This is a genomic window from Olsenella phocaeensis, from assembly GCF_900120385.1.
GTDB lineage: Bacteria > Actinomycetota > Coriobacteriia > Coriobacteriales > Atopobiaceae > Olsenella_I > Olsenella_I phocaeensis.
Window position 1 is genome coordinate 1,987,018 of record NZ_LT635494.1, and the last position, 13,043, is coordinate 2,000,060.

Annotated in this window: 18 protein-coding genes, 1 tRNA gene and 1 pseudogene; 12 read left to right on the forward strand and 8 right to left on the reverse strand. The window is 67.7% G+C overall.

From position 1 onward, the window contains the following. From BQ7388_RS09650 to BQ7388_RS09675, 7 genes are all read left to right on the forward strand, one after another. Nucleotides 1-1,108 (forward strand): hypothetical protein (locus tag BQ7388_RS09650; RefSeq protein ID WP_159430830.1); only part of this gene is annotated, 1,108 nt, incomplete at its 5' end. 10 nt (nt 1,109-1,118) lie between these two features. Next, entirely contained in the window at nt 1,119-1,682 is a 564-nt protein-coding gene (locus tag BQ7388_RS09655) for a hypothetical protein (protein WP_072500383.1), read from the forward strand. Nucleotides 1,683-1,690: 8 nt separating this feature from the next. Then, nucleotides 1,691-2,020, forward strand: a complete 330-nt coding sequence (locus BQ7388_RS09660; RefSeq protein ID WP_072500384.1) for a hypothetical protein — start codon at nt 1,691-1,693, stop codon at nt 2,018-2,020. A gap of 13 nt (nt 2,021-2,033) precedes the next feature. Beyond that, complete coding sequence (locus tag BQ7388_RS09665; RefSeq protein WP_129583208.1) at nt 2,034-2,243, forward strand: holin; 210 nt, start codon at nt 2,034-2,036, stop codon at nt 2,241-2,243. Between the two features lie 2 nt (nt 2,244-2,245). Then, nucleotides 2,246-3,043, forward strand: coding sequence for an N-acetylmuramoyl-L-alanine amidase (locus BQ7388_RS09670; RefSeq protein ID WP_072500385.1), 798 nt, complete (start codon nt 2,246-2,248; stop codon nt 3,041-3,043). A gap of 2 nt (nt 3,044-3,045) precedes the next feature. Continuing rightward, the gene (locus BQ7388_RS13265; protein ID WP_268794036.1) at nt 3,046-3,171 is read left to right on the forward strand and encodes a hypothetical protein; all 126 of its coding nucleotides are present in this window, start codon (nt 3,046-3,048) and stop codon (nt 3,169-3,171) included. Then, nucleotides 3,161-3,481: a hypothetical protein gene (locus BQ7388_RS09675; protein WP_129583209.1), complete on the forward strand. Its 321-nt coding sequence runs from the start codon at nt 3,161-3,163 to the stop codon at nt 3,479-3,481. The genes BQ7388_RS13265 and BQ7388_RS09675 overlap by 11 nt, the downstream gene beginning before the upstream one ends. Nucleotides 3,482-3,591: 110 nt before the next feature. Here the strand turns inward: BQ7388_RS09675 and BQ7388_RS09680 are convergent, their stop codons facing one another. The 6 genes from BQ7388_RS09680 to gluQRS form a co-directional block, all read right to left on the reverse strand. After that, nucleotides 3,592-4,023: a hypothetical protein gene (locus tag BQ7388_RS09680; RefSeq protein WP_072500387.1), complete on the reverse strand. Its 432-nt coding sequence runs from the start codon at nt 4,021-4,023 to the stop codon at nt 3,592-3,594. Nucleotides 4,024-4,090: 67 nt separating this feature from the next. After that, entirely contained in the window at nt 4,091-4,381 is a 291-nt protein-coding gene (locus BQ7388_RS09685) for a hypothetical protein (protein ID WP_072500388.1), read from the reverse strand. 176 nt (nt 4,382-4,557) lie between these two features. After that, nucleotides 4,558-4,977 carry a helix-turn-helix domain-containing protein gene (locus tag BQ7388_RS09690; RefSeq protein WP_072500389.1) on the reverse strand — a complete coding sequence of 140 codons (420 nt, stop codon included), beginning with the start codon at nt 4,975-4,977 and terminating at the stop codon, nt 4,558-4,560. Nucleotides 4,978-5,029: 52 nt separating this feature from the next. Then, nucleotides 5,030-5,317 (reverse strand): hypothetical protein, encoded by a 288-nt coding sequence (locus tag BQ7388_RS12430; protein ID WP_072500390.1) that lies wholly within the window; start codon nt 5,315-5,317, stop codon nt 5,030-5,032. A 274-nt stretch (nt 5,318-5,591) separates the two neighbouring features. Next, nucleotides 5,592-5,683, reverse strand: a tRNA-Ser gene (locus tag BQ7388_RS09700). A 166-nt stretch (nt 5,684-5,849) separates the two neighbouring features. Beyond that, on the reverse strand, nt 5,850-6,830 hold the full coding sequence (gene gluQRS, locus BQ7388_RS09705; RefSeq protein WP_009278314.1) for a tRNA glutamyl-Q(34) synthetase GluQRS: 981 nt from the start codon (nt 6,828-6,830) through the stop codon (nt 5,850-5,852). A 438-nt stretch (nt 6,831-7,268) separates the two neighbouring features. On the opposite strand from gluQRS, the gene arcC reads away from it, so the two are divergent. After that, nucleotides 7,269-8,234 (forward strand): carbamate kinase, encoded by a 966-nt coding sequence (gene arcC / locus BQ7388_RS09710; protein WP_009278315.1) that lies wholly within the window; start codon nt 7,269-7,271, stop codon nt 8,232-8,234. Nucleotides 8,235-8,336: 102 nt separating this feature from the next. Here the strand turns inward: arcC and BQ7388_RS09715 are convergent, their stop codons facing one another. Further along, nucleotides 8,337-8,972 (reverse strand): hypothetical protein, encoded by a 636-nt coding sequence (locus BQ7388_RS09715; RefSeq protein ID WP_072500391.1) that lies wholly within the window; start codon nt 8,970-8,972, stop codon nt 8,337-8,339. Between the two features lie 176 nt (nt 8,973-9,148). Here BQ7388_RS09715 and BQ7388_RS09720 point away from each other — a divergent pair, with 176 nt between their 5' ends. Beyond that, nucleotides 9,149-9,820, forward strand: coding sequence for a hypothetical protein (locus BQ7388_RS09720; protein WP_072500392.1), 672 nt, complete (start codon nt 9,149-9,151; stop codon nt 9,818-9,820). A 27-nt stretch (nt 9,821-9,847) separates the two neighbouring features. On the opposite strand, the gene BQ7388_RS09725 is transcribed toward BQ7388_RS09720, so the two are convergent. Next, on the reverse strand, nt 9,848-10,765 hold the full coding sequence (locus BQ7388_RS09725; RefSeq protein WP_072500393.1) for a YitT family protein: 918 nt from the start codon (nt 10,763-10,765) through the stop codon (nt 9,848-9,850). A gap of 196 nt (nt 10,766-10,961) precedes the next feature. Here BQ7388_RS09725 and BQ7388_RS09730 point away from each other — a divergent pair, with 196 nt between their 5' ends. The 3 genes and pseudogenes from BQ7388_RS09730 to BQ7388_RS09740 all read left to right on the forward strand — a co-directional run. Then, on the forward strand, nt 10,962-11,588 hold the full coding sequence (locus BQ7388_RS09730; protein WP_009278319.1) for a QueT transporter family protein: 627 nt from the start codon (nt 10,962-10,964) through the stop codon (nt 11,586-11,588). Between the two features lie 3 nt (nt 11,589-11,591). Then, a complete protein-coding gene (locus tag BQ7388_RS09735) occupies nt 11,592-12,818 on the forward strand; it encodes a glycosyltransferase (RefSeq protein WP_062531562.1) in 1,227 nt (408 codons plus the stop codon). After that, nucleotides 12,811-13,043 (forward strand): annotated as a pseudogene (locus tag BQ7388_RS09740) (sensor histidine kinase); the annotation flags it as partial. The gene BQ7388_RS09735 and the pseudogene BQ7388_RS09740, both read left to right, overlap by 8 nt.

Sequence of the window (13,043 nt, forward strand, 5' to 3'; positions counted from 1 at the left end):
GGCGGGGACCGCCGTGAGCTTCGTCTTCGACGGGACCTACTGGCAGGTGTGCTCGGTGCCCGTCTACGCGTCCACAGTCACGGTGGGCAACCCGGCGGGCGGCAACGTCTACATCGACTCCGACTCGGTGGACGTGCGCGTCGGCTCCACCGTTAGCTCGAGATTCTCGAAGGACGTGGTGGAGCTCGGCAAGTCGTCCCCGTCGGCCCTCGTGGACTTCTGCGGCGGGCACGGCGAGATACGCTACGACGAGTCCTCCGGCCAGCTCGCCCTGATACCCAAGAAGCGGAACTCGGCGGGCGACGCCGCCGTGCTCCTCTCGGCGGGCGTCGACTCGGGCGGGAGCCTGCTCGACGGAGGCATCGCCATGGCGTCGGACTCCTCCGGGAGGAGCGTCGCGTACCTCAACTCGACGAGCGTCAACGTGAACGGGACCGTCGCCCCGACGTCCAGGCTCAGGTGCCTGCTGGAGGGGAAGCTCCAGGCCGCGAGCGACGTCCAGCGCCCGGCGGACGCCAACACGGCGGTGGCGGCGAACACGGGCGTCTTCGGCATGAGCCTCTTCCAGGCGAGTTCGTCCATGAAGTTGCACAAGCCGCCCACCGACGGCTTCGTGGCCCACTTCTCGTGGGACAACGCGGGCAAGTACGACCTGCAGGCCGCGCTCGGCAACGCGTACGGGAGGCCGTCCCTGCACGTGCGCTACCAGAACGGCGGGGCATGGTCCGGCTGGCTGCCGCCGAACGGCCCCTTCGTCATCTTCGACGGGGCCGCCACGGGCGACTTCAGCCTGGCCTCGAGCGCGTCGGAGTTCACCCACATCGACGTCCTCTACCACGACAACGCGGGCATCTACGGCTCCGTGAGGCTCTACAGGCCCGACGGCAAGACCTTCTACATGAGCACGTACAAGAACGCGACGGACCTCTGGGCGCAGCTGTCGTACAAGGCCATGACCATCAGCGGGACGCGCGTGACCCTCGCGACCGTGCAGGGCCAGGCGCAGCGCGGCTACGCGAACATCCCCTGCAAGTCGGGCTACAGCGTCGGGGGCGACCACAGCGCCGACTACTTCACGGTCGTGCGGGTCGAGGGATACAGGTACTAGGGAGGCACGCATGCTCTACGGGGTACTGAGCGACGGGACGGTGACGCTCGCCGTCCCGAGCGAGGGGAAGCCGGTGATCGAGTCCGTCGAGCCCGAGGCGCCGGAGGGCTACGTCTCGACGATGGGCTGGGAGGAGACGGGCACCGAGATCAGGCAGACGTGGGCGCTCGCCCTCTCGGACGACGCCAGGAGGCTCAGGGATGAGATAGAGGCGCTCCCCGACGACGTGGCGGCGCTGATACCGTCCGCGTACGGGCGATTCGAGGAGGGGAGGACGTACGGGAGGGGCGAGCGCTTCAGGGTCGGCGAGACGCTCTACAGGGCGCTGCGGGACTACGACTCGAGGGCGTGGCCCGACCCGTCGGCGGTCCCGGCCCTGGTGACCAGGGTCAGCCCCGGGCAGTCCGGCGAGGTCGGCAAGTGGGTCCAGCCCACGAACGAGTCGCCCTACATGAGGGGCGACAGGGCGGAGAACCTCGGGAAGATCTGGGAGTCGACCATCGACGACAACGTGTGGGAGCCCGGGGCGCCAGGCGTCGACGAGCGCTACTGGAAGTGCGTCGCGGACGCGTAAGGGGATTGATGAGCCCACTGACGTTCGAGCAGCTCGTGGCGCTGCTCTCGGTCGTCTTCGCCGCCGCCACGATCGCGCTCACCATCCGCCGGGACGGAATGGGGGAGCGCGAGAGGCAGGCGGCCAGGGCGGCCGAGCAGCAGGTCGTCACCGACCAGCTCGCGAACATCACCGACATGGCGCGCGAGACGCGCGACACCGTGCGCGACATGAGCCGCCAGCTCACCGACCACAGCCGGGAGCTCGCGCGCGTCGAGCAGCGCATGGAGGACTACGGGCGGCGCATCGAGGCCATCGAGCGCCGCTGCGAGGGCTGCCGCATCGGCGGCAGCGAGTAGACGGGAGAAGGACATGTCACAGATCACGAACGGCAAGTGGTGGGCGGCGGCCGGGGTCCGCTGCCTGAAGACCGGCGCGCAGACCCTGGCGTCCCTCATCGGGACCGGCGCGGTGGGCGTCCTCGACCTCGACTGGCCCCAGATGCTCGGCGTCACGGCCACGGCGATGGTCCTGTCGCTGCTGACCTCGCTGGCGGGCCTGCCCGAGGTCGGCGAGGAGTAGCCATGGACTTCGCCAACCTCAAGGCCGACGAGGACCTCATCATGGGCGTGCACTTCACGCCCGGCAGGCAGGGCCGCGCCATCGACCGCGTGTACGTCCACAACATGGGCGGAGACCTCACCGGGCGCGACTGCCACGGGATCTGGCAGGACCGCGAGGCCAGCGCCCACTACTGCGTGGCGTCCGACGGGCGCGTCACGCAGACGGTCTGGGACCGCGACGTGGCCTGGCACGCCCACAACTGGCCGGAGAACCAGCGCTCCATCGGCGTCGAGCACGCCAACTCGGCGGGGCCGAACACCGACCTCACCGAGGCGTGCCTGGACGCGGGGGCGCACCTCGTGGCCGCGATATGCCTGTACTACCGACTCGGGCGCCCCGAGTGGCTGGGCAACGTGTTCCCGCACTGCTACGCGAGCCCCACCGACTGCCCGGGGCCGCTCCGCGAGGGCCACAGCCAGCACGACGAGTACGTGCGCCGCGCGGGCGAGTGGTACGACCGCATGGCGTCCGGCGAAACCGACCAGAGGGACTACGAGTCAGCCGTGGACGCGGCGGACAAGGAGGACAAGGTGCTACCCAACGAGTGTCTCATACAGCCAGACGGCAAGCCGTGCATCTGGCACGTCACGCCCGCCTACGTCAAGGGGCTCACGCACCCCGACCAGATGCGCGCCGTCCAGGACGTCTACCGCCGCAACACCGGCCGCGACATCCCCGTCTACGCCTACGGCAGCGAGGAGGCCCCCTGGGCCGAGCGGCTGCTCCAGTCGTACCCCAAGAGCTGCGTGGAGGTGTAGCCATGGACGAGGGCATGGGCAAGGGGCAGGACCCCGCCGACGTGCTGCAGGGCGAGTCCATGGGCGAGCCCGTCGCGCGCGAGATGAGCCTCGAGGACGCCATGGCGGTGCTCGCCGATGGGGAGTGAGCAGGCCCCGCGCTGCCCGCTCTGCGGGGAGGGCATGCGCCTGGTCGCGACGGACGCCCTGGACGGGCGCGAGCGGTGGCACTGCCCGCGCTGCCAGCACGAGGAGTCGCGCGCGCTCAGGTGGACCCTCACGCTCTGGCGGCGCAGCTCCGGCTCCGGCTCGCACGACAAGTACCGCGAGATGGGCTTCCGCTCCCGCGCCGCCCTCCGCGCGTGGATGCAGAGGCACGTGCAGGCCGCGCAGGTGACCTGGTTCGAGCGCGAGCGGCGCGTCTCCGCCGTCATAGGCGCGGGCGGGATAGTGCCGTAGGACAAGAGAAAGCCCCCCATCCGCTCCGGCGGGTGGGGGGCTTTCTCTCGTTCGACCCAGCTTACAAACATGTTTCAACCCAACGCGCCTCGCGGCGTGACGACGAAATACTACTCCATACCGTCCACGAGCGTGGCCACGAGTTCGGCGAGCGTGCACTCGCGCCTCGCCGCCGCCTCGCGGAGCCTCCGGGCCGTCTCGGCGGGCAGGCGGAGCGACATGGGCACGTCCTCCGCGCCCTCCGAGACGGGGCCGAACTCCGCCTCGTACTCGTCAGCCGTAAGGTGCCGCTCGGCCCAGTCGCGGGCCTTGTCGTAGGCGAGCGGGGTTATTACGTCCCCGCCCACCCATCCGCCCAGCTCGTCCTGGTGCGCGTACCTGGTGGCCGCTCCCCCCTCCTCGTGGAGGAAGTGCTCGCCGGTGCGCTTGCGGTATAGCCTTGAGATGGTGTAGCGGAGCCTGTCCGACAGGTCGCGCCCGTCGCTGCCCACCATCTTTGCCGTCTCGGTGTCGTAGAGCCTGCCGTTGATTATCTTGCGCATGATTGGCCTCCTTGCCCTCGTGGTAGTGTGTGGCGCGGTATGGCCCCCGCGCCGTGGGCGTCGTGCCCTACCTCCCGGTGGCCCAGTCGGCCTCGATGCCCGCCATCTCGGCGAGTCCGGCGTACTTGCCCATCCCGGAGCTCGGCTTGCCGTCTGCGCCGTAGGCGTACTCGGGGACGGTGACGTCCCAGGACCTGCGGTCCCTGTTCCAGCGCGCCCCGTACTCGCGCTTGAGGAAGTCCTTGAGGTCGAAGGTCCTGCCGCTGAGGCGCAGACCGTCGTTGGTGACCTCGACCTTGATGGAGCCGTCCTTGATCCCCGCCTCGAGATCGTTGATGCTGTCGTAGAAGCCCGCCATGTCGTCCTCCTTATGTCCCGCTCCTTGCTTGCAAGTACAGTATAGCATGACTTGCAGGCAAGTCTATCGGCAATCGAGATTATTTTTACTCGACCGCTCGCGGGGCGAGGGGGACCAGTCGCGGCAAGTGCCGTAGGACAAATCTGGGCGCGTCTGCTTTTCCCGGCGGCCCGGCGCTACTCCGCCCGCGCCTCCATGGCCATGCGCAGCGCGTCGCTCTCGTCGGGGGCGGCGAAGCGCACGGCCAGCCCGTGCCTCCTGAGCCTGTCAGCGCAGAGGCGGGCGTTTGCGCGGCGCATCGAGGTCTCAGCGTCCCTGCCCTGCGGGTAGGGGAGTACGACCTCGGCGGGCTCGCCGCCCATCTCCTCGCGGATCGAGAGCGCCTTGCGCACCGCGAAGCCAACCACGCGCTCCTGGTCGGCCCTGAGGGCGTCCAGCTCCTCCCAGGCGTCCTCTGGCGGCTCCCACCTCTCCTCTTCCGCCTCCCAGCGCCTGAGCGTGCGCGGCTGCACGCCCAGCGACGCCGCCAGCGCGTTCTGCGAGATGCCTACCGTTTCGCGCATGGCGCGAAACTCGGCCTTGGCCCTCTCCTCCATGCGACCTCCCGTCACGAGAGGCCCCCGCGTGGTGCGGGGGCCTGCCCACTTCCTAAAACCCGTGCTCCTCGCCGTCCGCGCCAATGTAGCGGTCGTGGCAGGCGCGGGCCGCTTCGAGGCCGCTGAAGACCACCTGCGCGGGGTGCAGACCAGCAGCTTTCTTTCCCTCGGTAAAGTCGGCGTACTTACGACGAGTGCCGAAGTTGTCATTAGCGACGATGATGTCGCCGCGCTCGTCGCCAAAATTGATTATGACTGCCTTGCAAAAGTGGTTGATGCGCCCGTGGTCCTCGGCGATGCCCGCGCGCTTGTAAAGCTTAGTGGTGATGTCGGCCTTCATGGTGCTCCCCTCTGGACTGGGCGGGCCTTGTGCCCCTCCCACTGTCTATAGTATGTCCTAAATTAGGGCATAAGTCAAGGGTAGATTGAAAAGATTTTTGCTCGACCACCTGCCGCGCGGGAGCGACCGCTCGCGGCAGGAATCATGGGCTAATCATGGGTTAATCCCGCGTGAAGTTACGTGAAGATACGTGAAGATACGTAGGATTTAGGAATTCCATCATCCAAAAAAGAAGCCCCTGCCTGCGGAAATGCGGGTAGGGGCAATTTTCGTCTGGCGGAGAGCTGGGGATTCGAACCCCAGATAGGATTTGCATCCTATACTCGCTTAGCAGGCGAGCACCTTCGGCCTCTCGGTCAGCTCTCCGTTCGAGGTGCTAGAGCATGATACCCCACAACGGGCTCGCGTCACAACGGGGACGGGATATTTGTCTGGCCTGTGGAAACGTTGTCATGGGCGGTGGTTGGCGAGCCCGCCCTCCTCGCGGCGACCAAGGGTTGGCCCCCCAGCGGATGGGTGGCCCGTTCGCCGCCTACGCAAGCGCGTCTGCCACCAGGTCGTCCCGGTGGCTTCGTATCGCGTCCCAGGAAAAGCGCCGCGCGAGCTCGTCCGCCGCAAGCTCCTCCCCAGGCTCGGCAAGCCCGACGCCCTGGCAGAGAGCGCCGATTACCCTCTGGGGCTTGACGCCGGAGGCTCGGAGGGCGCCGAGGTCGAGGTCCCGATCGCGCTTGGAGAGCCTGCGCCCCGAGGGGGCGACGACGAGGGGGACATGTCCGAAGGTCGGTGCCTCATGCCCCAGGACATGCGCGAGGTAGGTCTGCCGCGCCACGGACCCCAGCAGGTCTCGGCCGCGCACCACCTGGTTGATGCCCATCAGGGCGTCGTCCACCACGACGGCCAGCTGGTAGGCCACGACCCCGTCGCTCCTGCGCACGAGGAAGTCCCCGCATTCGCTTTCCAGGCTCTCCTCGCGCCGTCCGAAGCCAAGGTCCTCGAAGGCGATGCTGGCATCGGGCTCCCCACGACGGGGGACGCGCAGCCGCGTCGCGGAGGGCCTCTCCCTTGACCTCCGTGCGACCTCCTCGGCGGACAGGTCCCTGCATGTTCCCGAATAGACGTAGGTGCCGTCCGAGGCATGGGGCGCGGTGGCGGCGTGCAGCTCTGACCTGCTGCAGAAGCAGGGGTAGGTGAGCCCCCTCTGGCGCAGCTCCTCCAACGCCCCGAGGTAGACCTCGGTCCTTTGGCTTTGGAAGTGCGGGCCTTCGTCCCAGTCGAGGCCGAGCCAGCGGAGGTCGTCCATGAGCAGCTCGCTGCGACGACTGTCCTGCGCCCGAGGGTCGAGATCCTCGATGCGCAGCACCATGCGGCCCCCCGCGGAGCGGGCGGAGGCCCAAGCCATGAGGGCCGAGAAGGCGTTGCCCAGGTGCATGCGCCCCGAGGGGGTCGGGGCGAAGCGGCCCACCACGCCATGGGCGGCGCTGCCGTGGGGTGCTGTGCGGACGTCTGTGCTCATGGCGAGAATCGTAGCGCAGGGGGGCGGGCCCGTGTCCCGTCCCCCTGCGGCGGTCGGCCCATTTGCACATATAGAAAAGAAAGAAAGAAAAAGAGAATATATCCAATACTTTGAATCCATCGGACAAGGCTGGGTGCCAAGGGGGCGAAGCGGGGGTCGGCCCTTGTGGGCAGCATCTTGTCCGCATCCAGATAGTCGCAGCTAGGACGAGCAAGGCTGGCACCATAGCTGCGGTAGAGATATGTGGGAAAACGTCTCCTGCCCCGCCAACGGTCCCCCTCTGGTAGAGAAAAACCTACCGTTTGGGGAGTGCATATATTCTCTAAATAAAGTAGATTCGATACGGACTACCATTCGATACGTTACGAGCCACGAGCCCGTTCCTGACGCATCTGGAACCACGCCAGGCAGAACTCAGCACACAAGGAGGAAAGAAGTATGTCCAAGGCCCCCGGAAAGCCCAACCGCGTCGTCATCGCACTCGGCGGCAACGCACTCGGCGACACCCCCGAGGAGCAGATCCGTCGCGTCCGCGAGGCTGCCCCCACGCTGCTCAAGGTCATCGAGCAGGGCAACGAGATCATCATCACCCACGGCAACGGCCCGCAGGTCGGCATGATCCAGAAGGCCTTCACCTACGCCAACCAGACCGACCCCAAGATCCCGAGCATGGACCTGCCCGAGTGCGGCGCCATGTCCCAGGGCTACATCGGCTACCACCTGCAGCAGGCCATCGGTGCCTCCATGCACAAGGCCTACAAGCGCTGGCACGTCGCCTCCGTGGTCACCCAGATCGAGGTCGACCCCGACGACCCCGCGTTCCGCAACCCCACCAAGCCCATCGGCGCCTTCCTGACCAAGGAGCAGGCTGACGCCGAGAAGGCGGCCCATCCCGAGATGACCTTCGTCGAGGACTCTGGCCGCGGCTACCGTCGCGTCGTCGCCTCTCCCGAGCCCAAGAAGATCGTCGAGTACGAGAGCATCCTCAACCTGCTCGACAACCAGTTCATCGTCATCGCCTGCGGTGGCGGCGGCATTCCCGTGGTCCGCGACTATAGCGACAAGGGCGCCTACAAGGGTGTTGCCGCGGTCATCGACAAGGACATGGGCGGCGAGCTCCTCGGCGAGGACTGCGACGCCGACGTCCTGGTCCTGCTGACCGCCGTCGACCACGTCGCCATCAACTTCGGCAAGCCCGACCAGAAGGATCTCGAGGAGATCAACGTCGAGGAGGCCAAGAAGTACGTCGAGGAGGGCCAGTTTGGCAAGGGCTCCATGGAGCCCAAGGTCAAGGCTGGCATCAAGTTCGCCGAGAGCCGCCCCGGCCGCGTCTGCATCATCGGCTCCCTGGACAAGGCCGCCGAGGCCATGGCCGGCCTCTCGGGCACCCGCATTACCGCCTAGGACACGGCGCCGGCATCATCGCCCGAACGCAAGGAGGGGCCGCGATTCGTCGCGGCCCCTCCTCCTGTGCGGGTCCCCGCGCGTCAGCGGGACGCATGAGGCCTACGTCAGGTCACATCCGTAGAGGTAGACCCGAATCACATTGCCGTCGGCGTCCGCGACCACCTCGTGTGACGATATCCTGCTCAGCCCCCGGTGCTCGTAGTAGCCCCAGTCACACTCGTCGTCGGTCGTGAGGAAGAAGCCCGGGGCACCGGCGCGCGCGATCAAGGATGACATGCGGTCGAAGAGGCCGCTGCCCATCCCCAGACCGTGCGCTTCGGGGCTCACGGCAAGGAGCGTCATCTGCGCCTGGGAGAAGCGCCCTCCCCTGTGGGAGTAGTCCGCCGCAAGCGAGAACTCGCTGCGGTCGATGGTGAGCGCGGACCCCAACTCACGGGCCAGGCCGAGCCCCTCGGCCTCTGCCAAGAGCTCCTTGCGACGGCCCTCCCAGCGCGGCGCCCTGCGCCCGAAGCCATCGCGCGCCAGCACGACGCCCAGGACGTCCTCCCCCACGCAGCCGACGAGGCCAAGGGACGAGGCGGAGAGGTACGTCGCCGCGGCAAGCTGTCCGGCCCTGCCCGCGACGCGCTCGTCGAGCCCGGCGCACCAGAGCGTCTGGTAGAGACCTGCCACCGCGTCGAAGTCCCTCTCCTCAAACGGACGATAGGCGACGTTCTCCCGTGCGAGCCGCGACATTCTGCGTTCTCCTCCCCTGGGCCTTGNTCCTCAAACGGACGATAGGCGACGTTCTCCCGTGCGAGCCGCGACATTCTGCGTTCTCCTCCCCTGGGCCTTGAGATGTGGCGTCCCAGGACCATATCATTTCGAGTTGCTGGCCCGCGTCAGGAGCGGCCACCCGAGAAGGGACGAACATGCCCGAAACCAAGCCTTATGACAGCGACTTCATGCTCGGCGAGCCCGCGCTCGTCTGCCGTTGGCGCCTCGCGGGGGCGACCCTCCCCCTCGAGAACCGCCACCTCCGTGCCCTGAGCCGTCGCCACCTGGGGGACGCTCCCCTGGACGACAAGCTCGTGGCCTGGGCAAAGCAGCACATAGAGTGGACCCTCGCGTCCGGGGCGGCAGAGCATCCCAATGGCGTCCTCATGCTGATGGTGGACGAGCGCGGCAGGGCGGCGATGACGGTGGGTCCCTACGAGCCCCTGACGGACCGCCGACTGCCCGCGCTCCTGGCCCGTGCCGACCTCGCGGAGAGGGAGGCGGACCAGACCGACGTCGCGCCCGAGACCATATGGTCGGTCGTTGACGGAGGTCTCGTCTGGGGCTTGGGGGAGGGATGCGTCCCCTCCGGGACGGCCTCGCTCGTGGAGGACCTCGCCCGCACGCTTGGCATCTCGGTGGAGCGCAGGTCGGGCCTCCTCGACGAGGTCCGCTCTGGAGGACTTGCCTTCGACGAGGCCTTCGTGGTGTCCGACGAGCATGGGGTGGTCCTGCCCAAGGGATTAGCCTGTCCCTTGGGCGAGCGATTCCTCGAGGGATACGGGACGCTGCTCCGGAAGGCGCGCAGACTGAGCCAGGGCTCCTGACGGAGGGCTACCGCGCGCGGGCGTCCGTCAGACGCCGCGGAAGCCCCTGCCGATGATCTCGGAGCTGTTCACTATGGTGATGAAGGCGCTGGGGTCAGACCTGCGCAGCTGGTTGCGGAGCTTGGTGGCCTCGCGTCTGCTGAGCACCGTCACCAGCACGCGCTCCTCCCGCCCGCTGAAGCCACCCCACTCCTTGCGGACGGTCGCCGTGCGGTGCAGGACGGTCACTATGAAGCGGAGCACCTCGTCGGGGTTGCGGCTGATCACGGTGCAGACCTTGAGCGTGTTTATGCTCTCGATGAACACGTCCACGAAGAAGGCCTTCGCCAGTAGTCCCAGCACGCAGTAGAGCCCCGTCCGTGGGCCGTAGATGACGGCGGCGGCGGCCACGATAAGGGAGTCCACCACCATGAGCGCCTTGCCGATCTCGAGCGAGGTGTGCTTCTTCAAGATCATGGCCAGGATGTCTGTTCCTCCCGTGGAGGCGCCGATGTTGAAGACGATGGCGCTTCCCACCGCAGGGAGGAGGACCGCGAAGATTAGCTCGAGGAGCGTGTCGTCGGTGAGTGGGTGGGGCATGGGCAGCAGCAGCTCGAGGAGGCTGATGTACGCCGAGAGGGCGAAGGAGGTGTAGACCGTCCAGCCCATGGTCTTGCGGTCGAGGTACACGAGACCCAAGACGACCAGGATGGTGTTGATCACCCACATGAAGGCGCTCACGGGGAGCCCGGGAAAGAGTGTCGCGAGGATGATCGACATGCCCGAGGTGCCGCCGAGGGCGAAGTGGTTGGGCGACTTGAAGAGCTCGACTCCCAGCGAGGTGAGGAAGATGCCCAGGTTGAGCGTGGCGAAGAAGCGCAGCTTGCCGGGATGCTCCCTTCGGTTCGCGATGCGTACGGACTCCTCGATCTGCGAGGCGGAGAGTTCCTCCTGAATGCCTGACATTACCCAGCCGTCCCTTTGACATCCGATGCGGCGCAGCCCCTCTGGCCCGCCGGCCCCGCCATGATGCTGTGGCCGGGCGCCCATGTCAAGGAGCCCGCACGAGCTGCTCGCCCAGGGGGCCCGAACCGTGGGTGAGGGTAGAATGGACTGGCACTTGCTACCGACGGGCCAGACGCCCACAGAAGGAGGCTCCACGTTGTTCGCTTCTCCCAACTCAACTAAGAAGCAGCTCACCCCCACCCGAATCACGCGCATCGCCACCATCGCCGGCCTGTATGCCGCGCTGACCCTGGTCTGCATGGCCTTCCTGGGCGGCCTCTCGTGGGGGCCCGTGCAGCTCAGGCTCTCCGAGGCGGTCTGCGTCCTGGCCCTCCTCACCGCGGACGCCGTCCCCGGCCTTGCCCTGGGCTGCGCCATCGCGAACATTGCGAACATCGCGCTCTCCGGGACTGGCCTCCTGGGCCTTCTGGACGTGGTGTTCGGCACCCTGGCCACGACCCTGGGCGCCCTCGTCACCTGGAGGCTGCGTTCCCGCCCGTCCGTGGCCGTCCTGGGGCCCGTCCTGGCCAACGCCCTCATAGTCCCCGCCTACCTGCCCCTGCTCCTCCAGGGCCTGGGCTTCTACACCATCCCCTTCACGTCCATCGCCTTGGACGGCGCCTATCCCGCCATGTACCTCTTTGGCTTCGTCGCCTGTGGCCTGGGTGAGGGCCTGGTGGTCTATGCCCTGGGCCTGCCCCTCTTCAGGGCGCTCCTCGCGAGCCCGCTTCCTCGGCGTCTGTTGCAGGACGAGGCTGCCCCGACGGCGACGGAGGGGGCGTAGCCCTTGAATCCGGTCGTGGTCATACCCTCCTATTGGACCTGGCAGGACGAGCCGCTCGAGATCGGGCGGGTCGGTGCGTACGATCATGCGACGCCCATAGCGAAGCCCCTGCCCGAGCTGGAGACCTGCCTCGCCTCGCTCGATGCGGTCCGCGGGGTCTTGAGGGTCGTGGTTCTCCTGGTGGCGCCGCGCTCCTGCGCGGAGGGCGCCCGCGCTCGCGTGGACGCGATCTGCCGGTCCCACCCAAGGCTCAACCCCCTGGTGGTGGACCAGCGCGAGGCCGACCTGGTCACTCGTGCCGTGGAGGCCATCGCGCCGAAGATGGACAGGGAGAGCGTCTCGCTCAGGGGCTACGGCGCGATCCGCAACATGGGGCTCGCCGTCGCCGCCGTGCTCGGACACGACGTCGTGGTCTTCCTGGACGACGACGAGGTGGCCCTGGACGAGAACTTCCTCATCGACGCGCTCTTCGGCCTGGGGCTCGACAACCGGCAGGGACTTCCCATCATGGCGAAGAGCGGCCACTTCCTGGACCGCTCGGGATCTCCCTACGCGGACGTCTCCAAGCCGCATTGGCGGGACCGCTACTGGGCCAAGCGCGTGGAGTTCAACCAGTGGATGCACCGTGCGCAGACGGGTACGCGCATCTCTCGCTCCAACTACGTCTGCGGCGGCTGCTTCGCCGTCGCGGCGCAGGCGTTCTGCAACGTGGCCTTCGACCCGGCCATTCCCAGGGGCGAGGACCTCGACTACCTGCTCGACCTGCGCATGCACGGCCTGGACGTGTGGTTCGACAACCAATGGAGGGTGCGCCACCTGCCGCCCGAGTGCCCCTCGCGCGCGGCACGCTTCCTGCAGGATGTCTATCGCTGGGAGTACGAGGTCGCCAAGCTGCGCTTCGCCAACTCGAGCATCGGCCTCCGCCAGGTGCGTCCGGAGTCCCTCAGGCCGTACCCCAGCGAGTGGGTCTCTCCCGAGGTGAGCCACAGGATCGCGCTGACCTCGCTCCTGCGCGCCATCGCGGGCCCGGAGCGCATGGCCTACCTCAAGATCTTCCTGCGCGGCCGTCGCAAGGCGCGCGCCTGGGCCGACCGCCACTGCTCGAGCTACTTCGCTTTCCAGACCTATTGGCCAAAGATCATGGGGACGCTCTGGCAGGACGCGCTGCTGGCCAGGCGTCTCGTCCATAGTGGAACCCCCGTGGCGCAGGATGGCGGCACGCATGCGTAGGTTCGTGATGGCGCACTTCAGGCTCCTCGTGAACACGCTCCTGGTGGCGTCGTCGCTCGCGCTCCTGGTGCTTTTGGGCTGGGGGATCGGTGTGAGCAACATCACCGCGGCGGTCGTCGCGGGTGCGGGCCTCGCCGTCGTGATCGTGGCGGGCGGCTCCGCCCTCATGGCACCGGACGACCTGAGGTCGCAGGCGACCGAGAGGACCCTGCGCGTCGCGTCCGG